The following is a 24,431-nucleotide window of genomic DNA, read 5'->3' on the forward strand; positions in this document are numbered from 1 at the left end:
GGCCGAGAAGGCCCCGGATTTAGCGATCGGACAGCTGTTCTATTTGCCGGCTTTGGTCAGCCGGCTGAGATCTTGCTCGGAGAGCGACAAAGACGCCGCTTTGGCGAAGCTCTCGACTTGCGTCACATTGGTGGCGCTGGCAATCGGCGCGGTGACGCCGTCTTGCGCCATCAGCCAAGCAAGCGCCACTTCGGCCGGCTTGGCGGAATGGGATGAAGCGACATCTTCCATCACGTCGAGAAGCCGCATGCCCCGTTCGGTCATATATTTTTCCACGCGGCTTGCACGCTTACGGCCCTTAAGGTCGGCTTCGCTGCGGTATTTGCCGCTGAGGAAACCAGAAGCGAGGCTGAAATAAGTGACCACGCCGAGCCCCTTCTCGATGCAGAGCTTCTGAAGCGCCCCTTCATAGGCGCTGCGGTCGTAGAGGTTATATTCCGGCTGCACCACCTGATAGGCTGGCAATCCTTCGGCCTCTGCCGTGGCCAGAGCTTCGCTCAGCAGCTTGGCGTCGTAATTGGAGGCACCGATGGCGCGGATCTTCCCCGCCTTCAACAGCTTGTCGTAAGCGCCAAGGGTCTCGGCATGGGTCGCTTCGGGATCGGGCCAATGGGAGAAGTAGACATCGATGGTGTCGGTCCCCAAGCGCTTCAGCGAGTGGTCGACGGCTTTGAGGATCCAGGCCTCCGAAAGTCCCTTCTCGCCGGGTCCGCCCATATCGGAGCCGACCTTGGTGAACAAGGTGATCTTGTCGCGCATGCCCGGCCGGGCGGCGAACCACTTACCGAGCATGGTTTCGGATTCGCCGCCTTTATTGCCGTCGACCCAGGCCGAATAGACATCGGCGGTGTCGATGGCGTCGAAGCCGTGATCGACAAAGGCGTCGAGCACGCGAAAGCCTTCCGCTTCGTCCATGGTCCAGCCGAGCACATTGCCGCCGAATACGATGGGGGCAATGTCGAAACCGGTATTTCCAAGTTTTCTCTTTTCCATTTTCGGTCTCCTTCTGGTTCGGACCGTGGCGCCGGTCCCGCGGCAAAGGCGGTGGCGACGGTCCTCGTTTAGGCTTGGTGTGGTCTTGGAAGGCGCTAGCGCGGTGCGGGCAGCCAGCGAGTTGTGCTGGCGCCCTCGTCATAGGTCATCGGTGCGGGGAGCTGCTCCAACTCGATGAGCAAGCCCCAAGGGGCAAGACCGAAGCGGCCGCGATTGCCCGGCCCCTCTTCCTGATCGGTCAAGGGGTATGGGCCTTCGAGAAGCGTGCCGCCGGCTGCGGCGAAGCTTTCCGAGGCGGCGTCGATATCCTCAACGGTGATGCTGAAATGGCTGATGCCGATATCCGAAATGCTCGCATTCTGCGTGCTGCGCGGACGATCGATCTCGAAGAGCTCCACATTGGGACCGTTGCCGAAGCGGAGCATGGAGACCGCGACGATGGCGGTGCTCTTGAGCAGTCCATTTTTGGACCCGATAGCGTCGCCGCTGAGGGGCGGCCGGCTCTTATCGGTCAGGGAATAGAGAACCTCGGCGCCGAAGGCCTCGACGAAGAAGGCGACCGCCTCGGCGTGGTCGGGCACGGTGATGCCGATATGTTCGATGCCGCGAAAGTTGGTTTGCTGGCTCATGTCTTGCGCGCTCATGGGATGATCTTCCTTTCGCGAAACTCGTCGATCAGGCGGAGAAACATCGCCTCGCTATCGACGACGCTTCCAAAGCCTGCTTGCCGGATGCGGGTGGTCGAGGAGATCACGTCCCAGTCGCAGTTGAAGATGAAGTCGCCGAAGCCCCACGCCGCGATCTTGTCGAAGGGCACATCGACAAGGCCGTATTTCTGCTTGATGCGATCCCAGAGCGGGCCCTTATCGGCCATCATCTCGGAGAGAGAGATCGGCATCGGCTCGGCCGGATCCATCTGCAGATGGGATGCGATACGCTTCCACAGATGGCTCCAGCGAAAGATGTCGCCATTGGTAAGGTTGTAGGCCGTGTTGCCCGCAGCCTCGGTCACGGCCCAGGCCGAACCACGCGCGAGCTGGCTCGCATCGGTCACCTGGGCCAGCTTGCCGTAGCAGATTGGCGAGCCGGGAAAACGCAGCGGCAGGTTCAATTCCTTGCAGATGGCGGCATAGACGGCGATCACCATGGCGAGGTTCATGGGATTGCCGATGGCGAAACCGCAGACCACGTCCGGGCGCAGCACCACGTAATCCCAAGCTTTGTCTCGAGGCTTGTCTTCGGCGAAGCCGGTCAGCCAATCCTCCTGGTCGTAATAGAACATCGGCGGCATGACCCGCGGATCGTCCTCATGGGCGGGCGTCGGAAAGGCGCCGAGATGAGCGCCGTAATATTTCGCCCCTTCATAAAGCAGTACCCGCTGCAGATCGGGCGATGCCGCATCGGCCGCGGCTACGAAATTGCGCAGCATGGCGAGATTGACTGCCACCTGCTCGCCCGGATCGGCATGCTCCTGATAGGCGGCGTAGAAGACATGGGTGAAAGGCCCTGCCCCGGCGAACGCGGTACGGGTCGCCGCCTCGTCGAGCAGGTCGACGGAGAGGTATTGCGCTGCGGTCTCGAAATTGGGCTTTCGCCGCGAGACGGCGGTCACCTGCCAGCCGAGCTCGTCGGCGAGATGGGTGACCAGATTGCGGCCGATCACGCCGAGACCGCCGGCAACCAGGGCGTGGTTCTTCAACATAAGCTTCTCTTCAGATGCTGTGCTGTGGGTCATTTGAGGCTGTAACGCCTCAGATATCTTTTTAGTGCCAAATAATAATACTCTATGATTTGCAATGACTTTTCGACTGGAATGAACAATGGACGATCCGAAGCTGATGCGGCTTTTCATGGCCATTGCCGATCGCGGCAGCCTGTCGGGCGTTGCGCGCGCTTGGGGCATGGCGCCCTCCACGGTGACCCATGGGCTGAAGCAGCTCGAAGACCGGCTCGGCACGCAGCTGGTGCTGCGCACCACACGGCAATTGTCGCTGACGCCGGAGGGGGAGCGCTTTCTCGGCGATTGCCGCCGCATCCTTGCCGATCTCGACGAAGTGATGACCGGGTTTTCCGAGCAAGGCCCGCTTGCCGGCGAGATCCGCATCACCGCGACGAACGATCTGGGACGCTTACGTATCGCACCGCTCATCGATCGGTTCATGGAGGCGCATCCCGATCTCCGTATCCAGCTCTTCCTCAGCGATACGGTGGTCGATCTGGTGGATGCCGGTTTCGACGTCGGCATCCGCACCGGACCGTTGCGGGATTCCGATCTCAAGGCACGGCTCTTGCTCAGAGGCAGCAAGCGGGTCTGCGCCGCGCCCGGCTATTGGCGCCGCCGCGGCAAGCCCAGCCATCCGCGCGAGCTGACGAGCCATAATTGCCTGGTGCTTAGCTCACCCGGAGACAGCCAGGCGTTCTGGTCGTTTCGCGACGGGGCGAACCGGTTTCGCGTCCGGGTGGCCGGAGACCGCACGGTGAATGACGGTCAGGCGGTGAAGGATTGGGCGATTGCCGGCGCCGGGGTGGCGATGAAGTCGGTGTTCGACGTTGCCGACGACATTGCCGCCGGACGGCTGGAAACCGCGCTTGAGAGCTACACCGCCGAGCCCACCAATCTCTATGCGGTGTTTCCGCCGCGCGGCCGGGAATCCCGCCGGGTGCGGGCGCTGCTGGATTACCTGGGCGAACAGCTCGCCAGCACCGAAGAATAGCGGCTCTTTAGACGCCGGGCGGGAGCTTTTCCAGCATCATCTCTTTGCGGTCGAGGATCTCGCCATCGACGACGAAGTTGCCGTCGCCCACGGCATGAAGCGTGCGCTTCTCTTTGCGCTTGCTGTCGTAATAGGCGGCAACGCCCTCCAGCACGATGATTCCGTGACGGTCGACGGTATCGACGACGCGGCATTCGATATTGGCCAGGCACTCCTCGATCAGCGGGGCTTGCACATGGCTCCCCTCGACCGCCGTGAGCCCGAATTTCTCGAACTTGTCGGTGTCCTCGCCGGAGCACATGCCGATGCCGACCGCCGTATCGAGCATGTCGACCGTCGGAATGGAGAGCACGCATTCCTTGGTCTCGGTGAGCGCCGTGTAGGAGTAGTTCCAAGGCCCGGTGGTGAGGGCGAACTCCGCCGAAAAGCCCATCACCATGGTCCAGGTGATGGTCATGATATTGTTCTTCTCGCCGTCATTGGTGGTGACCAGCACCACCGGTCCCGGCTCCAGCAGTGTGAAGGCCTTGTTCAGCGGCAGCGTCTCCATAGGTGTTTCTCCCGTGCTCGCTTCGTTTCGTGTCGCGTCGTCTCCTAATCTCCAGGGACTATAACGCGCCGCGATGCTGCGAGAGAGCTAGCGGGCCAGCAGCGCGTCGATATGTGCCGGGCCGATGGGCACGATGCCGGTCGGGTTGAGCGCCTTCACCGAATAATAGCCGCGGGTGATGTGCTCCATATTGACGGTCTCGCGGATACCCGGAAGCGCCAGGATGCGCTCCATATAGGCCTGAAGCTTCGGGTAATCCTTGATCTGCCGGCGGTTGGTTTTGAACAGGCCGTGATAGGCGGCATCGAAGCGGATCAAGGTCACGAAGATGCGCAGATCCGTCTCGGTGATCTTATCGCCGAAGATGTAGTCGCCGGTCAGCCTCTCCTCCAGCTCGTCCAGCATCCGAAAGACGCCCGCGACCGCCTCATCATAAGCCTCTTGGCTGGAGGCGAAGCCGGATTTGTAGACGCCGTTATTGAGCAGGTCGTAGATGCGCGGGTTGAGGGCATCGATCTCTTCGGCGAGGTCCGCCGGATAGAGCGTCACATCGGAGGGCGCGATCGCCTCGAATGCCGTATCGAACATGCGGACGATATCGGCGCTCTCATTGTTGACCAGCACATGCTGCTTCATGTCCCAAAGCACCGGCACGGTCGCGCGCCCGGTGAAATGGGGATCGGCGCGGGTATAGAGCTCGTGCATATAGGTCGAGCCGAAGAGCGGATCTTCGTCGGCGCCGTCATAGCTGCCGAAGCGCCAGCCCTGATCGGTCAGGGTCGGATTGACCACCGTCACCGGGATCAGCGTATCGAGTCCTTTGAGCTTGCGGGCCATCAGGGTGCGCGAGGCCCAGGGGCAGATATAGGCGACATAGAGCCGGTAGCGTCCGGCCTCCGCCTTGAAGCCACCCTCCCCGGTCGGCCCGGGCGCACCATCGGGGGTGATCCAGTTGCGGAAGCTGGAGACCTGGCGCACGAAGCGACCCTTTTCATCGGCCTTTTGCACCGGGTCCCAGTCTTTGGTCCATTTTCCGTCGACGAGCATTTTCGCTCTCCTCAGTAATAGATGAAGCTGCGCATGGAGACCGAGGCGATATCGATCGTCTCGTTCATGAACAGCAGCCGGTCCTTCGGATCGGCGGCGCCGGCTACGGTCAGCGCCGGGACGTAATGCTCCAGCGAGGGATGGGCGACGCTGAGCAGCGAGCCCAAGCCTTCCCGGTCGGAAAGCGCTCTGACATCGCCCGCCCCGAGCCGCTCGGCGAACAGCGCGTCGAACTCCAACGCCCAGTCGTAAGGCGTGCCGTGGCGCATGGCGCGGAGGTTATGGACGATATTGCCGGAGCCGAGGATCAGCACGCCGCGGTCGCGCAGCTCCGACAGGGCCCGGCCGATCTCTAGGTGATGGCTCAGGTCTTGCGTCATATCGATGGAGAGCTGAAACACGGGCACATCCGCTTCCGGATAGAGGTGCTTCAGCACCGACCAGGCGCCGTGATCGAGGCCCCAGCTCTCGTCGCCCTCGGCGTGATGGCTGGCAAGGATGGAGACCACCTCCTTGGCCATCTCCGGCGCGCCGGGGGCTGCGTATTGCTGGGCGAACAGCTCCGGCGGAAAGCCGTAGAAGTCGTGGATGGTCTCCGGCATGGCCGAGACGTTCACCAAGGTCGTGCCGCGCGTCATCCAATGGGCGGAGACCACCAGCACGGCCTGCGGGCGCGGAAGATTACGGCCGAGCTCGGCCCAGCTGCGGGAATAGGCATTGTCCTCGATGGCGTTCATCGGGCTGCCATGGCCGAGGAACAGCACGGGCATGCGGTCGGAGGCTTTGAGGCTGTCTTTCAGCGTTTGCAGGGATTGGGCGATACTCATAGCGACTCTCTCAAATCGAAATGTGGGGGTCGCCGCCGCGCCGTCGCCGCGGCGGCCTTGCGTCATTTGCGCCCCGGCGAATAGAGCGCGAAGGCGCCGCCACCGAGCAGGGCCAAGGCAGCCTGCACCGAGGCCCACATGACGGGGTATTCCCAGCCGCCGCCCTCATTGGCCCAGCCGAAGCCGTGGGGAAGATGCGCGCTATAGGCGGCACCCAGCAGCAGCGCGACGAAGACGGCGGAGACGATGCGCGTGGCGAAGCCGAGGATCAGGGCGATGCCGCCGGCGATCTCGAAGATCATGGTGGCGATGCCGAGCCAGCCCGGCAGGCCGAGCGATTGGAAGAAACCCGCCGTGCCAGCCGGGGTAAACACGAAAAGCTTGGTGAGCCCGTGCGCCAGAAACAGGGCGCCGGTGGTGAGGCGCAGCAGGAGCGCGGCATACGGGGCGGTCTTCATATCGATCATCGGTTTATTTCCGTCTCAGTGAGTTTGCGGCCGCTGGCCCCCATCGTAGCGGTGTCCGATGCCGCGTTGCTTGCGATGAGACGAAGGTGGGGCTTGCCGATAGAGAATGAAATGCCGATATTTGCGAAAGACCTTCGTCATTTTGTTCGTAGTAGCCAGCCATGGATCTGATCGACGGAATACGCGCCTTTGTCGCCACGGCGGAAACCGGCTCCTTCACCGGCGCGGCGGAGCGGCTTGGCATCTCCAACCGCCTGACCTCGAAATATGTCGCGGCGCTGGAACGGCGCCTCGGGGTGCGCCTGCTTCAGCGCACCACCCGCAAGGTGGGCATTACGGCGGCCGGCGAAGAGCTGCTTGCGCAAGCCCCGGCCCTGCTCGACGAGCTCGATGTCATGTTGTCGGCGGTGAGCGAGGACGCCAAGGGCTATTCGGGGGTTTTGCGGATTTCCGCGCCGATGACCTTCGGCGAGATTTACGTGCAGGAGATGCTCAGCCGGTTTGCCGCGCCGCATCCGGGCCTCACCATCGATCTTCGGCTGAGCGACACCCATGCCGATCTTGCCGCCGAGGGGATCGACCTCGCCTTCCGTATCGGCGAGGCGGCGGTCTCGTCGCTAAAGCGGCGCAAGCTGGGAGCGATCCAAAGCCTGCTTGTGGCTTCGCCGGACTATCTCAGCCGTCACCCGACCCCGAAATCGCCGGAGGATCTGATCGAGCATATCTGCATCGTCGATACCAACCGGACCAATGCCAGGCGATGGGTGTTCCGCAAAGGGGAAGAAGAGACGGCAGTCAGCGTGCCGACGCGTTTCCTGGTGAATAGTGCGCGCGTGACCCGAGATCTGGCTCTCGCCGGGCATGGCATCGCCTACCCGCCGCACTTCGTGCTCGGCGACGATCTGGAAGCCGGCCGTTTGGTGCGGCTTCTGCCCGATTATGAGAGCCCGCTGCATCCGCTCAGCGCCGTCTATCTGGAGGGCCGCACCCTGCCCCGCAAGGTCCGCGCGCTGATCGACTTCGCCTATGAGGATATCCGCCGCTCGGGGCTGGTGTGACGGAGATTTATCCTTCGCTTGGCGTCGCCGGGGCCGGTCAATCGGCGGAATTCCCCTCGACCCGATACTTGGCCGGGATATGAGCCGGCAGTTCGCCCTTTGCATCGGCCCTTGCGAGAACCGATGCGTGAATGCGAGCGTTATGCGGTATGGTACGGCCCTTTCCCCGCGTAATCGACATGCCCGCCATGCCTCTGAGCTTTGTCGGTAGCGGCACATATTCCAACGTCCGCCAGCCGAAGGTCATGGAGTCGTGCGGGGCGGCGAAGGCATCCGGCGGCGCATAGCGCTTGGGCGCGTCCGCGTCCGTGCCGAGAACGATGCGGTTGATGGTGCGGGTCTTGAACTTCAGCCCTGTGGCTTTGGCCTCTTCGATCATCCACTGAAGCGGGATCTTTGCGAGACCCGACTCTGCCTCAGCATGGCCGCCGCCGACATCGCCGTGACTGCCGGTGAACCAAACCTCGCGGGCATCTTGCCGGACGCTCTCATCATTGCTGAAGCGGTTTCGGCGATAAGGCTGATCCTCCGGCCAGAGCGTGGCGCCGAACATCCGGCGCCGTTCCGCCAGGGCCACGGCATGGCGCACCGCCTCGACGCTGGCGTTGTTCGACGTCGAAGCATGACTCTTGAGCTGCGGCACGATGCCGGGGCCGGGCTCGATCACCGAAGCCACGGTGTCGAACAGGCCGAGCAGACGGATCGGCGGACGTTCGGTTTCGAGGATGCGCTCATAGAGCTGCACCTCGGCGAAGGGCGCCTCGCGGTTGGCGCCGATGCGCTTATAGGCGCGATAGGCATAGTTCAGCAGATTGAGATTGCGCGGCGCGATCAGGCCGATCTCATGAATGAAGCCGGCAAGCATGCGCGCGGTATAGGCGCCGCGGGAAAAGCCGAAGATATAGATACGGTCGCGCTCCGTGTCGGCGGCCTTTCCATCATCGTAATGCTCGATGAGGAAGCGGTAGGCCTCCTTGACGTTCTGGTCGACCCCGAAGCCGGTGGCCATGCCCCATAGCTCTGCCGTGTGCTGCTTTGTGCGCGACCAGATGCCGTCCGGACCGATGGTGCCGACGCCGGGATCGTAATAGACGAGCTGTTCTTCGGATTTCTTCAGGCAGCCGTAAAGGCGAAGGATGTTGGTCCGCTGCAAGGCGATTCCATTGGTCGTGCCGTCCATCAAGATGACGATGTTCTTGGCCATCAGCGATCTTCCCCCAGAAAGGCCCTGCGGCGCATAGCGGCAATGCGCGCATAGGTGGCGCCCGTCCGCACCACCCGCAGTCTTGCCGGGATCGATTTGCATGGCAAGCCGAGAGAGGCGACGCTGCTCTGTCGGGGGATTGCGTTCAAGCGTTCAGCCCGGATGGCGCCAAAGGGTCTTCATTCCGGAATAATTGGCCGGTATCACAAGGCCCGTGCCGCCTGATCGTACGGCGCCAGCGAACCTGCATCTTTTCCGGAGACGTCCTCCATCATGTTTCTCAGCCCTCACATTCTCTCATTGGCTTCGGCCTTTGCGCTCTTCCTTAGCGTTTCGAGCGCGGCAAGCGCCGCTTCGTCCAAGCCATGCTCCGATGGCAGCGCGCGGCTTCCGGCGACGGGTATCTGCAGCGGCGAGGCGATGCAGCGGCTTGCCTTTGGCGGCGCCAAGAAGGCCCCGCCACCTGGCTGCGAATGGGGCGTCAACGAGACCCCGATGCCGGGCGGGGCGTATCTGCTGTATCTCGCGGCCAAATGCGGCGGGCAGGTTTCCAAGCTGAAATTTTCCGGCGGGGCACAGTCGGGGCGCTTGAGCCTCGCGACCTCGGCGTTGGGGCAAGGCAAGACTGGCGCCACCGTGGCCACGGCTTTCGCCGCCAAGGGCTCGCCCGAAAAAGCCATCTTCAAGCTCGCCGCTGCCGCGATGCCGGCTTCGGAGAAGGCGAAATGTGAGGTGCGCGAAGTCGCGCTGGATGGCGGGTACGGGTCGGATGCCTATGAGGTCGACTACAAGCCGAAATACCGGGCCGCGCTTCCCACCGACAAGTTGAATTGGGTCTGCGGAAAATACGGGCTGAACGAGGGGCGTGCCTCGTTCTGGCGGGTGTTCGGCGATTTCTCCTGGTTCTTCGATATGGGCCAGGCCTCCTATTGGGATGTCGACCCCTCGACCATCACGCTTTTGACGGCGCGGGATCTGAAGCACTGAAGCAAGCGCCTTGTGGCAACGGGCAATATTCGCCCCGCCGGTCTTGCCGATGTAAGTTGGAAGGGTGAGCGAGCAGCGACCATCGACGGGGATCAAGCGCGGCGTGTTCCGCGCAGTGGGGCTCTGCATGGTCGCCATCGGAGCGCTCGGGGTCGCCCTACCCGTTCTGCCGACCACACCGTTTCTGATTATCGCCGCCGCCTGCTTCGCCCGCTCATCGCCACGCCTCGAGGCTTGGCTGCTCGATCACCCGCAATTCGGTCCGTTCTTGCGTGAGTGGCGCGCACGCGGCGCGATCCCGCGCAGAGGAAAAATCCTCTCACTGGTGGGAATGACCTTCGGCTTCTTCCTGTTCTGGCATTTCAGCCATCCGGGCTTGCTGTTGAGCCTTGCGGTGCTTGGGCTGATGGGTATCGGCGCCGGCTATGTGCTGAGCCGGCCGTCCTGAGCCGCGCAGGCTCCCCGATGCCCTAAAGAAACATGCCGCCGGAGACCTCGATGCACTGTCCGGTGAGCCAACGGTTCCGACCGGTCAGAAGATCGGCGATCATCGGTCCGATATCATCCGGCACACCAGCCCGGCCCATAGCCGTGACCGAGGCGATGAAGGCGTTGTGGTCGGGATTGTCGCGCACGGCACCGCCGCCGAAATCGGTCTCGATGGCGCCGGGAGCCACGGTGTTCACCGTGATGCCGCGGTCGCCGAACTCCCGTGCCATATAGCGGGTCATCACCTCGACCGCGCCTTTCATCATGGCGTAGGCGGACATGCCAGGGACGCAGAAGCGGGCAAGACCCGAAGAGAGGTTCACGATGCGGCCGCCATCGCTCAAAAGCGGCAGTAGCTTCTGCGTCAGGAGATAGGGTCCCTTTACATGGATGGCGTAGAGCCGGTCGAGATCGGCTTCGCTGGTCTCGGCGATGGGCATGAGCATGCCTATGCCGGCATTGTTCACCAGATAGTCGAAGCGCTCCCTACCCCACGCCTTCAGTGTCTTACCGACCTCGGCGACGAAGCCGTCGAAAGAGGACGGGTCGGCGGTGTCGAGCTGAAAGGCGACCGCTTTCCGTCCGAGCTTCTCGATCTCGGCGACGGCGCTCTCGGCCTCCTCCTTGTTCGAATGATAGGTGAGGATGATATCGGCACCGCACGCCGCCAGATTGAGCGCGGTGTTGCGGCCAAGCCCACGGCTAGCGCCGGTAACGATCGCCGTCTTCGCGGCGCTCTGTCGGTTTTCTTGCTGTGTCATCGTACAACTCGTTTGTCATTACGTCCGTGGCTTGGATGTAATGCCTAGGCGCGCGGATTCCTTTGCCGGAAGCTCGTCGCCTCTTGCCCGATCGTCCAGATTTGGCGCGTTTTGCGCTGTTCGACGATCAGTGCGGTTCTTCGCCGTCGCTCTTGCCGGCGACCTCAAGCGCCGTCACTTTGCGCACCCAGTCCTGCCAGACCGGGTCTTGCACGATATGTGCACCGGTACGCTCCGCGCCGAGGGGCGCGAGATGGCCGCTATCGATCAGCAGCGGCGTTCCCTCGACGAAGGCCACGCAGCGTCCCGCTGCATTGCCGCAAAAGCTAAGCCGCTTGCTGATCACGGTGATGTTCGGGCTTTCGGCAAGCCCTTGCAGGATGGTGTCGATCCTCGCGAGTTTTTCGCGGTCGTAGTCGATATCGGTCAGGGGCGCACCATGCAGTGCATGGGCTGCGAGCCGCTCGCGAAGATAGGTGAATTCCGGCATCTGGCTGAAGATCAGGATCGGCACGTCTGCCTGTTCCCAGAAGGCAGTCATCGCCTTGAGGTTGTCAGGCTCCAGATCCTCCTTGCCCCAGCTATTGGCGAGCAAGATGCCGGACACCTTACCCGCCTTGGCCAGACCGACAGCCTTGCGCATCATCGCCAGGCATTCGGGACGTGTCGGCGTCGGATAAAGCGGACAGGCCACCCCGCCAATATTGCCGACCGCCACGCCTTGCGTACGGAGCGACCAGGCCGTGTCGGCGCCATGGCTGTCGCCATAGAGCAAGAGGCTCGGATGGCTGCCCGACAGGCAATCCCAATCGGCGAGGAATTCCGGGAAGGGTCCCGAATGGCTGGGATTGTAATGGCAGGTGCCGAGCCGCACCCCTTCGTAGCGGGTCCGCACGCCGTCTTGGATCTGCGCGAAGATCCGCTGCGCCTCGGGGCCGAACCGGCCGGGAAGACCGTCGGCCTGCTGCAGCCCCAAGCCGACCGCCAGGGGAAGCGCCAGGAAGACGACCGAGACCTGAACCAACCGCGGCCGCGGGATCCACTCCCGATTGCGGAACGGCCGCTCGACAAAACGCCAGCTGAGATAGGCGAGAAGCACTGAAAGCGCGATCAGCGGCAGCAGCGCGACCGGCCCGACCGGTTGGCCGAGATAGAGGCGGTAGAAGGCGAAGAGCGGCTGATGCCAGAGATAGAGCGAATAGGAGATCAGCCCGATGCCGACGAGCAGCGGCGTCGCCAACAGCCGGCCGGCGGCATTTTCTTTTGCGGCGAAAGCGACGATCAGCCCGGCAGCGCCGACGGGCACCAAACTGATCAGCCCCGGATGCGGCGTCTCTGCGTCGAACACGGTGAAACAGACGATGCTGACGGCGAGGCCCAAAAGCGCCAGAGCGTTTCGTAACCGTTCGGGCACGCGTGCGAGGCTTTCGGCGCTCAAGGCGATCAATGCGCCGAGCAGCAGCTCCCAGCCCCTTGTATGCAGGGCGAAGAAGTCGAGCGCGGGATTGGTCCGAACCGTATAGGCGGCCGAGGCAAGCGAGATGGCGGCGAGCACCAGCAGCGCCGTCCGCAGCCCGATCCGGCGGATCGAGGTCAGCGCGATCAGCAGCACCGGAAACACGATGTAGTACTGCTCCTCGACGGCGAGGCTCCAGGTGTGCAGCAGGGGCGTCAGTTCGGCGGCCGTGGCGAAATAGTCGGTCCGCAAATAGAAATAGACATTGGAGAGGAACAGCGAGACCGCGACCATGCTCTCGCCGAGCTCGGTCAGCGCGAATGGGCTCATCACCAGATAGCCGAGCACGGTGCTTGCCGCACAGATTAGAAACAGCGCCGGCAGGATGCGCCGGGCGCGGCGTTCGTAGAACCCGGCGAAGGAAAAGGTGCCGGCCTCGATGTCCTTGGCGATGATCGAGGTGATCAGATAGCCGCTGATCACGAAGAAGATGTCGACGCCGAGATAGCCGCCTTGCAGGTACGGAACCCCGGCGTGGAACAAGATCACGGGGACGACTGCGACGGCACGCAGACCGTCGATCTCCGGCCGATAGCGAAGCGGCTGCATCCCGATGTCAGTCCCCCTGCCCGGCTTTGCGGCCGCGGCTTACCACTCCTGCCTGCTTCGGTTGCAGGCAGGCCGTTGCGTTTCTTTAGCTTAGGGGAACTGAGCGGATCTGCCTCGGGTATTCTTCCGTGTACGCACAAGTTTCTCGCGCCGGCGCCGCGAGGCTATCGCTTGTTGCCGGCGGGTCTGTTGTTGGCGGTAGACTTGCCGCCCTGCTCCTTCGCAGCTGGCCGCCAGACCATCCAGGCGATCACGGCGACCGGCACGGCGAGTGTCGCCCAGGACAGCACGTCCCAGATGTCGTCGCCGAGCAGCGCAGAGGTCAGCCCTATTGCGCTGACGACGGCAATCAGCAATGGCACGCCGAAGATCCCGCCAAGGCTTTTGGCGGCTACAGGTGAGCGTTTGCGCGTCATTCTGCTGGTTGTGGCGCGGAGCTGCCGTAGCCCCGTTCAAGTTCGGCGACTTTGACGTCGGAGGTAACCTTGCGGCGGGCCAGCCACAGATAGAGGCCGCTTCCGAGCACGATGATGGTGACGATGTCCAGGATGGCCCAGAGGATCTTCAGCGGCATGCCGCCGTAATCGCCAAAATGCAGCGGCTGGGAGATCAGCAGCGTCTTCGCATACCAGGGCAGATCGCGCATATCGGTGAGCTCGCCAGTGCTGGAATCGACTAGCGCCGGTTTCAGCAGGCGCGAGGTGAGTGGCGTGTCGCCGTGCAGGAAGATGCCGTAATGGTGGCCGCTGGAGAAAGGCGATTGCGGAAAAGCGACGAAGGACGGCGTCATGCCGGGGGCGGCCGCCTCGGCGGCCTCGATCGCACTTTGCAGCGAAGCCGTCGGCGCTTGCGGCGGCTGGCCGGCATACGGCGCCACCATCTCTGCGAGCTGGCCGTTGCGCCATGCGGCAAAGACCACATCGGCGAGCGTATTGACCACGCCGGTGGCACCAACCAGCAGCGCCCAGGCCAAGGTCACCACGCCGAGAAGATTATGCAAGTCGAGCCATTTCACCCGTGTCGCCTTGTTGCGGCGGACGGTGCCGAAATCGAGCCGCCGCATGAACGGGGCATAGATCACCACGCCGGAGACGATGGCGATCACGAACAGCAGCCCCATGAAGCCGAGGAACAGCATGCCCGGCAGGCCGGCGAACATGTCCACATGCAGCCGGAACAGGAAGTACATCACCGTGTTCTGGAATTTGTTCTCACCGAGCACCTCGCCGGTCCGGGCATCCGCCACCAATCGGCGGTTGTCGGTGCCCGGTGAATCGGGCGCCGTCGCCATGCTGACGAAGACTTCGTTGGGGTGATCCTCGTCCCAGCTGACATATTGCGGGACCCAGCCCGGCATGAAGTCCTTGGCCGCGGCGAGCGCTTTGTCGACCGCGGCCTTCGGCGTGCCGGCCGGCATTTCCGGCGCTTCGATGCTGTTGCCGAGTGCCTCTTCGATCTCGTGATAGAAGATCAGCGGCAGTCCGGTGATGCACAGCATCAGCAGGAACAAGGTGCAGATCAGGCTGGTCCATTTATGGATCCAGCACCAACGTTTGATGGTTTGCGGTGTCATGACCCTCGCTGCCGCATGTCTAGAGCCGGTGGCGCCCCGATATGGCCTTATCGCGCCCGCCAGTGTTTTGTCGACTCCAACAGTCAAATTTGTGCGACGTCAACAGGGCAAGCCGCGGCACCGGCCGGAACCGGCGCCGCAGCCCTAAATTTTCGTTCAAAACTTGTAGGTGACCTGGCCGAGAACCGTACGACGTACGCCCAGGAAGCAGTCGCCGCGTGCCAGGCAGGTGCTCATATACTTCTCGTCGCCGAGATTGGTGCCGTTGATCTGATAGCGCCAATGGTCCGTCTCAAAGGACAGCATGGCGTCGTACAGCGTATGAGACGGCGTCTCGATCGTGTCCACACCATCCCAGGACGAGCCGACGTAGCGAACACCGCCGCCGACAGCGAAGCCGGAGATACCCATCACCGAGAAGCGATAGGTCGCCCAAGCGGAGGCCTGATGTAGCGGCACGGAGGCCACCTGATTGCCCTTGTTGTCGCCCTGCGTGATCTCCGCATCGGTGTAGGAGTAACCGGCGATGACATCGAGATTCTTGTTCAAGGTGAAGATGGTCTCGATCTCGCCACCGCGGGAGCGCGCCTCGCCGAGCTGGATTTGATTGAACGGATTGTTCGGATCGGTGCTCTGACGGTTTTTCTCCGTGATGTCGAACAGGGCGGCATTCACGGCGAGTGGCATGCTGTTGGAGCGGTATTTGAAGCCGACCTCCCACTGCTCGCCTTCCAGCGGCTCATAGGGCTGGTTGTAGAAGTCCAGACCCAGCACGGGTTCGAAGGACTGGATGTAGCTGACATAGGGCGTGAAGCCGTTGTCGAAGGCGTACATCAAGCCGGCGCGATAAGTGGTGGCATCGTTATTCTCATCGGCCGATCCCTCGGTCGAGTTGGTCACGTCGTCATAGCGGATGCCCAGCACCGTGATCCAGCGCCCGAACTCGATCTGATCCTGTGCATAGACGCCGGTCTGGGTCGTCCCGCTTTCCGGTACGTAAGACAGGGGCGGTGGCGTGAAGCCGTTGTTGTAGACCGGGCTGTAAAGATCGAACGGCGTTGCGACGTAGCCATAGCCCGCGCTGTTGCGCTCGGTGAAGTGGGTGTAGTCCACGCCGGTCAACAGCTTGTGGGTTATCGGCCCGGTGTTGAAGTCGGCGATCAGGTTGGTGTCGGAATTGAAGACATGGGTGGTCGGATGGCTGGAATAGCTATAGCGCGTCACGGTCCGCCGTGCCGGATCCAAGAATGGATTGAGCGGGTTGGAATAGACGTTCGGGTATAATGACCGGTAGTCCACCTTCGTGTGCGTGTAGCGCATGTTCTCGCGGAAGGTGAAAGTGTCGTTCAGCTGGCGGTCGAACAGCACCGTGACGGATTGGGTCTCGGTCTTGTACTGATCCCAGCTCGGCTCGCTGGTCATGCGTCCCCAGCGGATCTTACCGTTGGGTCCCTTGAACAGCGTTCCCTCCCAGGGAAGGAAGGCGGTGGTCGAACCGCTGTCATCCTTCTGGAAGTTGGCCAGGATGGTCAGGTTGGTGCGATCGTCCGGGCGCCAGGTGATCGACGGCTGGATCACGTAGCGATCGTAGTCGGTGTAATCGACCTGGGTGTTGCTCTCCCGGGCCACGCCGACCAAGCGATACAGCCACTTGCCGTCCTTGGTGATCTTGCCCGTGGAGTCACCCTGGACCTGCTTAAAATCGTTGGAGCCATACATCACGCCGATCTCGGTATGGTTCTCTTCCTGAGGCCGTTTGGAGATCATGTTGATGATGCCGCCAACCGAGCCGGCGCCATAGAGCACCGACGCGGGGCCTTTCAGCACCTCAATACGCTCCAGCGTATACGGGTCGACATTGCTGTTGTTGTAGTAGCCGTAGAAGCGGCGCAGCCCGTCGAGATACTCCACCGGGGCGACACCGCGCACCAGGGCCGCATCGCCGCGAACGTCGAAGCCATAAGCCTCGGCGTAGACGCCCGGCACATAGCGCAAGGCCTGCATCACCGAGGTGGCGGCCTGCTGCTGGATCTGCTCGCTGGTGACGACGGTGATCGATTGCGGGATCTCATCCAGCGGCGTGTCGGTCTTGATACCCGTGGAGCTGTTCTGAGCAATGAGGCCATCGACCGGACCCCAGGCCGATTCGACGGCCGGCTCGCTCTGCGCCGCCTCCGTCTGCTCGTTGGATGGGACGGTCGCGGTCGCTCGCACCGGCGTGGCAGTCGGTGTGGGCGGCGCTACGGGCTCGGACGGGGCCTCGACGGTGATGGCGGGTAGATCGGCGCTCGGCTCGCCGCTACTGCCATCTTGCAGGGCCGCAGGCTGTTCTTGTTCCTGCACGGGCAGCGGTGTCTGCTCCTGCGCTATGGATTCTTGTGCATAGGCGGAGCTCGCTGGAATCAAGGCAGCCGCAACGGTCAAAACGGCCAGGCGCGATGCCTGCCGCGTAAATTCGCACGCCATATCAAGGTCCCCCGGTAACTGGCGGTGTTTTCGTTCTTTTATGGCTGGCTACTTGACCGGGTTTTGGCCTTTGGCTTGCGGACGTGGCTGCCTCGTTATCCCCCGGGCGGCCAATCGTTAACGACTTGGATAGATTTCCTGACTGGAGGAGTCAACATTGTCAGCGGGACGCGGATTGCCATCCTTCGCCCCCTCGGGGACAGGTCTTGGCGATTTCTTTAGCGCGCTGAAAGAATCTTCCAACGAGCGTCGCTGCAGCAGATAAATCTTCTCAACCCTGGAACGTCGGCGCGATTCCGGCAATACTGCGTGCCGTCTTCATGCCTTAGAGAAGCAAGTCTCAATCACGAGAGAATTTTCGATGGCCGCGAAGATTATAGCTGTGGCGAACATGAAAGGCGGTGTCGGCAAGACCGCCACCGTCGTCTGTCTCGCCGAGGCGCTGGCCGCCACGGGGGCCCGTGTGCTGGTCATCGACGTGGATGCCCAGGCCAATGCCTCCCTCGTTATCGGCGGCGACCATCAGCTCGCCGAACTGATCGAAAACCGCCTAACCATCGACGGCTATCTCGACGACTATTACCTCGGCGAGAAGAAGCTCACCCTGGCCGACTGCATCATGCCGAAGGCCAGCGATGTGACCCATGGGCCCGACCATCTGGCGATCTCGCTGCTGGCGTCGAGCCCGGAGCTGCGGCTGCTGGAGCGCGAGATCATGATCGCCCTGACCGAGCGCGGCATCGGGCTGAACGCGGTGATCGGGCGCCTGTCGCGTCTGCTGGAGACCCAGCTTGCCAAGGTCTCGCGGCGCTACGACTACATTCTGATCGATTGCGCGCCGGGCATTTCGGCGATCACCGAGGCGAGCTTACGTATCGCCGATCTGGTGTTGGTGCCGACAATCCCGGATTTCCTCTCCACCGCCGGATTGCAGGCCTTCTGCAACAGCGTCTGGAAGGGTTCGCGCTTCGGCAAGGGCGTGGCCAAGGAAGGCGTGCAGCCGCGGGTGCTGGTGACGCGCCGGCGCGAGACGCGCGAGCATCGCCGCTTCATCGAGGAGATGGCGAATGAGCGCTACAAGCCGGAGCCGGCTTTCAAGCTGATGAAGACGCAGATCCCGGAGCGCACGAGCATCGCCGAGGCGATGGGCAAGACTGGCAGCGAGCCGACCTTCACCAATAAATGGGGTCCGGAGGTGGTCCCGATCCTGGAGGCTCTGGCAAAGGAAACCAAGGAGGCCGTCAATGGCACTTAGCTTGAACGGGATGGCGGTGCTCGGAAAGATTTCCGCCAATGCGAAGCTGTTCGGCGACGTCAAGGCTGATGCCGACAAGCAGGCCCGCAGCATGGTGGTGAAGCAGCTGAAGGCCAAGGCCGACGATGTGGATCAGCTTCGGGCGGTGAAGAAGGCGATCGGCCCGGCCGCTTTCGAGCATATCGTCGATGGGCTTTCGGATAACGACATCAAGTCGATGCTGAACAAGGCCGACAAATACAATCCGGCGATGAAGAAGGCGCGGCCTGCGGCACGGCGAGAGCATTTCCGCGAACTAGCCGCGGGCAAGGCGAAGCCGGTGCCGGCGCCCGAGACGCCGGCGAAGCGTCCGGCCAAGCGGAAACCCCGCCGCACGCTCAATCTGGAATCGATGAAGGCAAAGCCGCGGGCGAAGAAGCGCTAACCTCTCCGCCCGCCATCCCTCGCGGTAGTGCCTTACGCTGGCTGTTGCTCCGGCGGCATTTCCTTATTCAGCTGGCGCACGAAGCGGTCAATGATCCGCTGGATCTCGTAATGGCCGCCGGGCGCCCATTCGCTGAAGAACTCCTCCAGGATAGCTTTGCGCGCTTCGCCCATCTTCCGAAGCATCGCCCTGCCCTCGTCGGTCACGCCTAGGCTTTCATCGCCTTTGGTGACGAGACCGGCGACCTGTAAATTGGCGAGCGGCCCGGCCAGGCGATTAGGGCTAAGGCGCAAGGCTTCGGGCAGATCGGCCTCGGTCGCACCGACGATCACCTCCAGGCGCTGCAGCAGCCACATCTCCTGCGGATTCAGGGCGACGCCGGCGCGCTCTGCGAATTGGATATAGGCGAAGGCCTGGTTTTCCGGCTTGGACAGATTGCGGAAGATCCGGTTGAGGTCGCCGATGGAATTGGCGCTGCGGGGCTCGGGAAAGCCACGATTGCCGCCGCCCCCACCGCTTTCCGCGGCGCCCATCATCGGATTGGGGCGCCCGCCCTGCATCGCAGGAGCGTTTGCCCGGATCAGCGCCTTGGCGCTCCAGGCTGCATAGAAGCCGACGGCTACGACCAGAGCGAGGCTCCAAGTCGAGGGCTGGTGAACCAGGCTGGAAAGCTCGGAAAGCGAAAGCTGCGAAATCATCGTGCGCGGGCCTCCGACCGCTATGGGGTTACGCGACTTGAGCGGGGCTTTTCGACTTGCCTTGCGCCCAAATAAAAAGAGCCGTCCATTGGACGGCTCTCCAAACACTCAAAAACGATCAAGACGCGTGAAGCGCTCAACCGCCGATCCGAGCCGTCCCGGATCGTCCGTCGTTGCGGACCCAACGTACGTTGCTGCCCGACTTGGTCAGGCGGTAGCAGTAGGAGCGGCCATCCATCCAATGGCCCCATTGCTGGCAGAGCTGATCGCCCTTGACCCACCACTTGCCGGTGTCGGATGCGCTCTCGCCGCGGGCGAAGCTGGCCGCCACGGCACCGAGCGTGCCGGACATGCGCCCGCCGGTGTTGTAGCGGATCGGGATCTCGAAGCCGGAGATGCGCAGATATACGGTCTTGCCGGAGATCGCCTGGCGAAGCTCGTCGCCGGACAGCGCCGCGTTGGCAGCCATCGCAGGGACGGAAGGAAGGGCGACACAGGCGGCCAAGAGAACTGCCTTGAGTTTCATTACTACCCCATGGGATTTCGTCAGATTTGACGTGCTTTTGACTGACGGGATATGGCGCTCAGAAATTGGTCAATTCTGGGCTCGTATAAGGAGAAGTTGCGGCGCGCCGATTCTTAACCTTACCGGGAAATGAAAACCGGCCGTGGACGGCGGCTATTTCTGGTGGCTTCTCTGCCGCCGGCGCCGCGAAGCCAGCACATTGATGAACTCCACACAGGCGGCGAAGGCCATGGAGGAGTAGATGTAGCCGCGCGGAATATGGAAATCGAGGCCGTCGGCGATCAGCGCCGCGCCGATCAGGAACAAGAAGGACAGCGCCAGCATCTTGGTGGTCGGGTGGCGCTCGATGAAGGCGGCGACCGGCTCGGAGGCGAAATACATCACCGCGATGGCGACCGCCACGGCGGCGATCATCACCCCGAGATGATCGGCCATGCCGACGGCGGTGATGATGGAATCCACCGAGAACACGATGTCGATCAGGGCGATCTGCAGAATGGCCGAGGTCATCGAGCCGGTGATCGCCTTGACGCCCTCATTCGCCTCGTCGGCCTCTTCGATATCGTGATGGATCTCCCGCGTCGCCTTGACGATCAGGAACAGACCGCCGGCGATCAGGATCAGATCGCGCCAGGAGAATTCGTAGCCGAAAGCCGTGAAGGCGGGCTTGGTGAAATGCATGAACCAGGCGATGCCGGCGAGCATGATCACCCGGAAGACCAGGGCCAGCATGAGCCCGACGCGGCGGGCCATCAGCCGGCGATGCGGCTCCAGCCGCGAGACCATGAGCGAGATGAAGACGACGTTGTCGATGCCGAGCACGATCTCCATCGCGCTTAGCGCGACAAAGCTCGCCCAGGCATGCGGGTCGGTTAGCCACTCGAACATCGTCAAAGCCGGAAGACACTCATGGATGGTTGCCGCACCGCTAATAATGCAGCCAATGCGTCAGGTCCATGTTGAAGTGGGATCTGGCGGGCGCGTTTCCAGCGGCCGCGACAAAATGGTAACGGGTGGACGCCGGATCGCGCTTCAGAAGCGGCGCTTGACCTTGCCGACGACCCCGACATCCTCGCCGGAATTGAGATCGCTGCCCGGCTGCATCTTCAGATCCTCGCCCTTCTGGCCGTAAAGCACGTCGAGCCCGAAATCGAGACTCGGCAGCACGCCGAAGCTGAACACCTCGACATCCTTAGTCGTGCCTGCGTCGTTCGTGGGCGCTGTGGGCGTGCTGAGATCGGCATTGGGCGGCGCCACGGCGAGACCCGGCGCGGCCGGCTTCGCCTTATTCTCCGGCTGCGGCACCTCGGTGGTCTCAGGCGGTTTCATCTCCTGAAAGGCGCGCGCTGAAGGAGCCCCTGCCAAGAGCAGAAGGAAAGCTCCTGCAATTCCCAGAACGACCCTGCTCATTTTCCGTTCTCCAGCCTTCAGACTAACACGCCCGATAGGGCAAAACCCTGGCGGAAGCGGGTTACTCGCGGGCTAAACTTGTCGCATCGGTGCTTTTTCCGGCAAGGCGTTGCATTTGAGCAACGAAAATCGCCGTAAGCTCCCGGCGCTATTGATATTTTTCCGACAGATAGCCGATCGCGGACTGCGGTGCCAGCGGCAAAAAAGAAGCCGCCCCGAGGGGCGGCTTAGCAGGGACTGCGGCACTCGCATGGAGGCCGCTAAGGAAACTCTATGGTGCGACAGTCTTTGCCTGGCCTTCTTCAAGAGAAAGGCCGCCGCCCCTTTCGGGGCGGCGGTGGTCAGGCGAAAGGGGACTGACGCTTTCGCTTTCCAAGAACTAAGTCGTCGACACCAACTACCAGTCGACCTGGGCACGCATACCCACACCGGTGATCTGGGCGCCGTCATTGGCACCGCCGTCGATCTCCGACTGGTTCACGTTCAGCATCAGACGGGTGTAGTTGTTGAGGTGCCAGTTCAGGCCGATGAGCCAGGTGTTCTGCTCACCGCAATCGGCGCAGCCACCGTCCGACAGGTCGATGACGTCATAGCGGGCAGCGATCTGCCAGGCACCGGGACCGCCCTCGTTGACCGGACGCAGAACCTTGGTGCGGCCGAACTCACCCTCGTCGTAGTTGCGCATTTCACCGGTGATGAACCAGCTCGCATCGACATACCAACCGTCATAGGTCGGGGAGCCAAGACCGACGGAGGTCGGCGTATCGGCATTCAGCTGCATGTACTCAGACTGGACCGAGAAGGAGCCCAGCACCGCGGCGAATTCCAGACCCCAGAGGTTGTCGGCATCGGCGATCTCGCCGGTGTCGACGAAGCGGTCGGTCAGGTGGAAGTCAGCGGCGCGCTGACGGTAACGGTACAGGCCAACCTCGTTCGGGTTGCCGTCGTCACGCTGACGAACGTGGGCACCCAAATGCACGACCTTGCGGTCGGTCAGGATCGGGGCGACGGTGACACGAGCGGCGAAGGTGCTGCCCTCGTCATGGGCGTCGTCGTTGATGTTGCCGCTATAAAGACCGGCGGACGCCGTCCACTGCTCTTCCTTCTTGGAGAGACCGATACCGATCTGACGCTGAAGATCGAAAGCGTCGGTGATGGCGGCACGCTCCATAAAGGTGATGTAGCGGGAGCTGGTCTGCTCTTCGAGGGAGTTGTAGGTCTTGAACTGACCGATGGTGATGCCGACCGGCAGCGACTTGTACTGCAAGTAGGCGTCGGTCACGTCGGTCTCGCCGTCGGCGAAGTCGACCTCGAACTTGTACTTGATGTTGGTGTAGACGACACCCTCGACACCCAGACGGCAGCGACGGCATTCCGTGGCGTTGACGTCAGGCTCGCCGGTGATCGGCTGGTCCTGGTCGGCGCTGACATAGTCGGTCATCACGCGGCCGCGGACCTTGAACTTGAAAGAGCCATCCTTGCTGGAAAATTCCGGCGCACCCTTCCACTTCACCTTGAGGTCGAGATCGTCGTCCTCGGCATGCGCCATGGTGGCGCTGGTCGCGAGGATAGCGAGCGCGCTCACCCCGGCGATTAGAAATCTGTTCATTTTAAACAGTCCCCCAGTCATAACCCCTGTTCTCCTCTGAAAATGCTCACCCCATTCCGGCAGGGATCTACCGGCTGGGGCTTCTTTGCTTCCGGCTGGCACGTTCAGACGGCGTTGCACCTTTTCGCGCCAGCGAATGGTTACCGTTCTATTTCCCGGCCAATGACGGGCTTGTGACACTCAGACGACAGACAGGTTTTCAAAGGGGGACTGTGGCGCAACAAACACAGTGCGGCGGAGGCGCGCATCCACGCCTCCGCCGCATACTGAGAAAATGGCGGTATTCGCCTGTTTTTATGCGAGATTTACGCGCACGGCTGGCGCGTGCAGGACTGCGCTATTCGCGCAACGCGAAGCCTTGGGCTTCGAAAAGGGCGGCAGCTTCGGCGCCGGCCAGAAAATCCAGGAACGCCGCCGCATCGGGCGAGCTCGCCTCTTTTAGCATCGTAACCGGATAAATGATTGGCGGATGGGACTCATCCGGGAATGCGCCGACGATTCTCACCTTCGGCTCGGAGGTGGCGTCAGTCTGGTAGACGATGCCGAGCGGTGCCTCTTTCCGCGCCACCAGCGCCAGGGCAACGCGCACATTTTGAGCCTGGGCAATCTTGTCGGCGACGCTGTCCCATACGCCGAGGGACTGCAAAGCGGCCTTGCCGTATTTGCCGGCCGGCACGGAATCGACATTGGCCATGGCCAAACGCCCGTCTCCGAGAAGTTTGGCCAGGGGGAATCCCGGTGCGATCTCCGCCGTGACCTCAGAATCGGCGGGCGCCACCAGGACGATTTTATTGCCGAGCAGATTTTTCCGGGTTTCCGGATCGATCAGTCCTGCCTTTTCGACATAGTCCATCCAGTCCAGATCGGCGGAGAAGAAGATGTCGGCAGGTGCCCCCTGCTCGATCTGCTTGGCCAGGGCCGAGGTGCCGGCATAAGAGATCGCGGCACGCTTGCCGGTCTCCTTCTCCCAGGCATCGTTCACCTCATCCAGAGCGTTCTTCAGACTGGCTGCGGCGAAGACCGTCGGCCCTTTCGCATCCGCCGCCATGGCCGGCAGCGTTGCCAGAGAGACTGCCGTTATAAGAAGTGCGGCGGCGAGCGCCCGAAATGGCGCGGCTAAGACGGAATGGCGGTCCGGCATGCTTTATTCCCTCCTGGATACAGCGTTCTCCCTCATCGATAATCGGCTGCGTCATTCCCGTCCAGATACAACGCTGTCATATTCGGCCGGCCTGCTTTTACTCCGCTCTGCGAAAGCCGGTGCAGAGCGGCGTCGCGCCACTAGGAAAGCGCATCGTGCAGTGCCAA

General features: G+C 62.4%; 25 protein-coding genes. 6 read left to right on the plus strand and 19 right to left on the minus strand.

Annotation, left to right across the window (positions count from 1 at the left end):
- Nucleotides 1-39: 39 nt before the first annotated feature.
- From HT051_RS09375 to HT051_RS09385, 3 genes are all read right to left on the minus strand, one after another.
- Nucleotides 40-993: an aldo/keto reductase gene (locus HT051_RS09375; RefSeq protein ID WP_174541784.1), complete on the minus strand. Its 954-nt coding sequence runs from the start codon at nucleotides 991-993 to the stop codon at nucleotides 40-42.
- 95 nt (nucleotides 994-1,088) lie between these two features.
- Complete coding sequence (locus HT051_RS09380) at nucleotides 1,089-1,637, minus strand: VOC family protein (RefSeq protein ID WP_174541785.1); 549 nt, start codon at nucleotides 1,635-1,637, stop codon at nucleotides 1,089-1,091.
- Nucleotides 1,634-2,695, minus strand: a complete 1,062-nt coding sequence (locus HT051_RS09385; protein WP_174541786.1) for an SDR family oxidoreductase — start codon at nucleotides 2,693-2,695, stop codon at nucleotides 1,634-1,636. The genes HT051_RS09380 and HT051_RS09385 overlap by 4 nt, the downstream gene beginning before the upstream one ends.
- A 118-nt stretch (nucleotides 2,696-2,813) precedes the next feature.
- Here HT051_RS09385 and HT051_RS09390 point away from each other — a divergent pair, with 118 nt between their 5' ends.
- On the plus strand, nucleotides 2,814-3,707 hold the full coding sequence (locus tag HT051_RS09390) for a LysR family transcriptional regulator (RefSeq protein ID WP_174541787.1): 894 nt from the start codon (nucleotides 2,814-2,816) through the stop codon (nucleotides 3,705-3,707).
- A 7-nt stretch (nucleotides 3,708-3,714) separates the two neighbouring features.
- Here HT051_RS09390 and HT051_RS09395 read toward each other — a convergent pair whose 3' ends face one another.
- From HT051_RS09395 to HT051_RS09410, 4 genes are all read right to left on the minus strand, one after another.
- Entirely contained in the window at nucleotides 3,715-4,257 is a 543-nt protein-coding gene (locus tag HT051_RS09395) for a flavin reductase family protein (RefSeq protein ID WP_174541788.1), read from the minus strand.
- Between the two features lie 87 nt (nucleotides 4,258-4,344).
- Nucleotides 4,345-5,304, minus strand: a complete 960-nt coding sequence (locus HT051_RS09400; protein WP_174541789.1) for a glutathione S-transferase family protein — start codon at nucleotides 5,302-5,304, stop codon at nucleotides 4,345-4,347.
- An 11-nt stretch (nucleotides 5,305-5,315) separates the two neighbouring features.
- Nucleotides 5,316-6,131 carry a 4,5-DOPA dioxygenase extradiol gene (ygiD, locus tag HT051_RS09405; protein WP_174541790.1) on the minus strand — a complete coding sequence of 272 codons (816 nt, stop codon included), beginning with the start codon at nucleotides 6,129-6,131 and terminating at the stop codon, nucleotides 5,316-5,318.
- Between the two features lie 62 nt (nucleotides 6,132-6,193).
- Nucleotides 6,194-6,598 (minus strand): DoxX family protein, encoded by a 405-nt coding sequence (locus HT051_RS09410; RefSeq protein WP_174541791.1) that lies wholly within the window; start codon nucleotides 6,596-6,598, stop codon nucleotides 6,194-6,196.
- A 161-nt stretch (nucleotides 6,599-6,759) separates the two neighbouring features.
- On the opposite strand from HT051_RS09410, the gene HT051_RS09415 reads away from it, so the two are divergent.
- Nucleotides 6,760-7,656, plus strand: coding sequence for a LysR family transcriptional regulator (locus tag HT051_RS09415; protein WP_174541792.1), 897 nt, complete (start codon nucleotides 6,760-6,762; stop codon nucleotides 7,654-7,656).
- 37 nt (nucleotides 7,657-7,693) lie between these two features.
- Here the strand turns inward: HT051_RS09415 and HT051_RS09420 are convergent, their stop codons facing one another.
- Nucleotides 7,694-8,860 carry a DUF2235 domain-containing protein gene (locus HT051_RS09420; RefSeq protein WP_174541793.1) on the minus strand — a complete coding sequence of 389 codons (1,167 nt, stop codon included), beginning with the start codon at nucleotides 8,858-8,860 and terminating at the stop codon, nucleotides 7,694-7,696.
- A 273-nt stretch (nucleotides 8,861-9,133) separates the two neighbouring features.
- On the opposite strand from HT051_RS09420, the gene HT051_RS09425 reads away from it, so the two are divergent.
- Together HT051_RS09425 and HT051_RS09430 are read left to right on the plus strand one after the other, a co-directional pair.
- A complete protein-coding gene (locus HT051_RS09425) occupies nucleotides 9,134-9,847 on the plus strand; it encodes a hypothetical protein (protein ID WP_174541794.1) in 714 nt (237 codons plus the stop codon).
- A gap of 127 nt (nucleotides 9,848-9,974) precedes the next feature.
- Nucleotides 9,975-10,295, plus strand: coding sequence for a YbaN family protein (locus HT051_RS09430; RefSeq protein WP_246810247.1), 321 nt, complete (start codon nucleotides 9,975-9,977; stop codon nucleotides 10,293-10,295).
- A gap of 22 nt (nucleotides 10,296-10,317) precedes the next feature.
- Here HT051_RS09430 and HT051_RS09435 read toward each other — a convergent pair whose 3' ends face one another.
- The 5 genes from HT051_RS09435 to HT051_RS09455 form a co-directional block, all read right to left on the minus strand.
- Nucleotides 10,318-11,097 (minus strand): SDR family NAD(P)-dependent oxidoreductase, encoded by a 780-nt coding sequence (locus HT051_RS09435; protein WP_174541795.1) that lies wholly within the window; start codon nucleotides 11,095-11,097, stop codon nucleotides 10,318-10,320.
- 127 nt (nucleotides 11,098-11,224) lie between these two features.
- Nucleotides 11,225-13,162, minus strand: a complete 1,938-nt coding sequence (locus HT051_RS09440; RefSeq protein WP_174541796.1) for an acyltransferase family protein — start codon at nucleotides 13,160-13,162, stop codon at nucleotides 11,225-11,227.
- A 164-nt stretch (nucleotides 13,163-13,326) separates the two neighbouring features.
- Entirely contained in the window at nucleotides 13,327-13,578 is a 252-nt protein-coding gene (locus HT051_RS09445) for a hypothetical protein (RefSeq protein ID WP_174540126.1), read from the minus strand.
- Nucleotides 13,575-14,735 carry a PepSY domain-containing protein gene (locus HT051_RS09450; protein WP_174541797.1) on the minus strand — a complete coding sequence of 387 codons (1,161 nt, stop codon included), beginning with the start codon at nucleotides 14,733-14,735 and terminating at the stop codon, nucleotides 13,575-13,577. Before HT051_RS09450 ends, HT051_RS09445 begins: the two co-directional genes overlap by 4 nt.
- 156 nt (nucleotides 14,736-14,891) lie before the next feature.
- Nucleotides 14,892-17,078: a TonB-dependent siderophore receptor gene (locus HT051_RS09455; protein WP_246810042.1), complete on the minus strand. Its 2,187-nt coding sequence runs from the start codon at nucleotides 17,076-17,078 to the stop codon at nucleotides 14,892-14,894.
- 484 nt (nucleotides 17,079-17,562) lie between these two features.
- Here HT051_RS09455 and HT051_RS09460 point away from each other — a divergent pair, with 484 nt between their 5' ends.
- Both HT051_RS09460 and HT051_RS09465 read left to right on the plus strand, forming a co-directional pair.
- Nucleotides 17,563-18,456, plus strand: coding sequence for a ParA family protein (locus tag HT051_RS09460; RefSeq protein WP_174541799.1), 894 nt, complete (start codon nucleotides 17,563-17,565; stop codon nucleotides 18,454-18,456).
- Complete coding sequence (locus HT051_RS09465) at nucleotides 18,446-18,880, plus strand: hypothetical protein (protein WP_174541800.1); 435 nt, start codon at nucleotides 18,446-18,448, stop codon at nucleotides 18,878-18,880. Before HT051_RS09460 ends, HT051_RS09465 begins: the two co-directional genes overlap by 11 nt.
- 32 nt (nucleotides 18,881-18,912) lie before the next feature.
- On the opposite strand, the gene HT051_RS09470 is transcribed toward HT051_RS09465, so the two are convergent.
- The 6 genes from HT051_RS09470 to modA form a co-directional block, all read right to left on the minus strand.
- The gene (locus HT051_RS09470; protein WP_174541801.1) at nucleotides 18,913-19,578 is read right to left on the minus strand and encodes a MarR family winged helix-turn-helix transcriptional regulator; all 666 of its coding nucleotides are present in this window, start codon (nucleotides 19,576-19,578) and stop codon (nucleotides 18,913-18,915) included.
- Nucleotides 19,579-19,714: 136 nt separating this feature from the next.
- On the minus strand, nucleotides 19,715-20,104 hold the full coding sequence (locus tag HT051_RS09475; RefSeq protein ID WP_174541802.1) for a hypothetical protein: 390 nt from the start codon (nucleotides 20,102-20,104) through the stop codon (nucleotides 19,715-19,717).
- A gap of 153 nt (nucleotides 20,105-20,257) precedes the next feature.
- Complete coding sequence (locus HT051_RS09480) at nucleotides 20,258-20,992, minus strand: TerC family protein (RefSeq protein ID WP_174541803.1); 735 nt, start codon at nucleotides 20,990-20,992, stop codon at nucleotides 20,258-20,260.
- Between the two features lie 144 nt (nucleotides 20,993-21,136).
- Nucleotides 21,137-21,433, minus strand: coding sequence for a hypothetical protein (locus tag HT051_RS09485; RefSeq protein ID WP_174541804.1), 297 nt, complete (start codon nucleotides 21,431-21,433; stop codon nucleotides 21,137-21,139).
- 478 nt (nucleotides 21,434-21,911) lie between these two features.
- Nucleotides 21,912-23,123 (minus strand): OprO/OprP family phosphate-selective porin, encoded by a 1,212-nt coding sequence (locus HT051_RS09490; protein WP_174541805.1) that lies wholly within the window; start codon nucleotides 23,121-23,123, stop codon nucleotides 21,912-21,914.
- Nucleotides 23,124-23,460: 337 nt separating this feature from the next.
- Nucleotides 23,461-24,264 (minus strand): molybdate ABC transporter substrate-binding protein, encoded by an 804-nt coding sequence (gene modA / locus HT051_RS09495; RefSeq protein ID WP_174541806.1) that lies wholly within the window; start codon nucleotides 24,262-24,264, stop codon nucleotides 23,461-23,463.
- Nucleotides 24,265-24,431 lie beyond the last annotated feature (167 nt).

Source organism: Methyloligella sp. GL2, from assembly GCF_013341275.1.
In the GTDB taxonomy this organism is placed as follows: domain Bacteria; phylum Pseudomonadota; class Alphaproteobacteria; order Rhizobiales; family Methyloligellaceae; genus Methyloligella.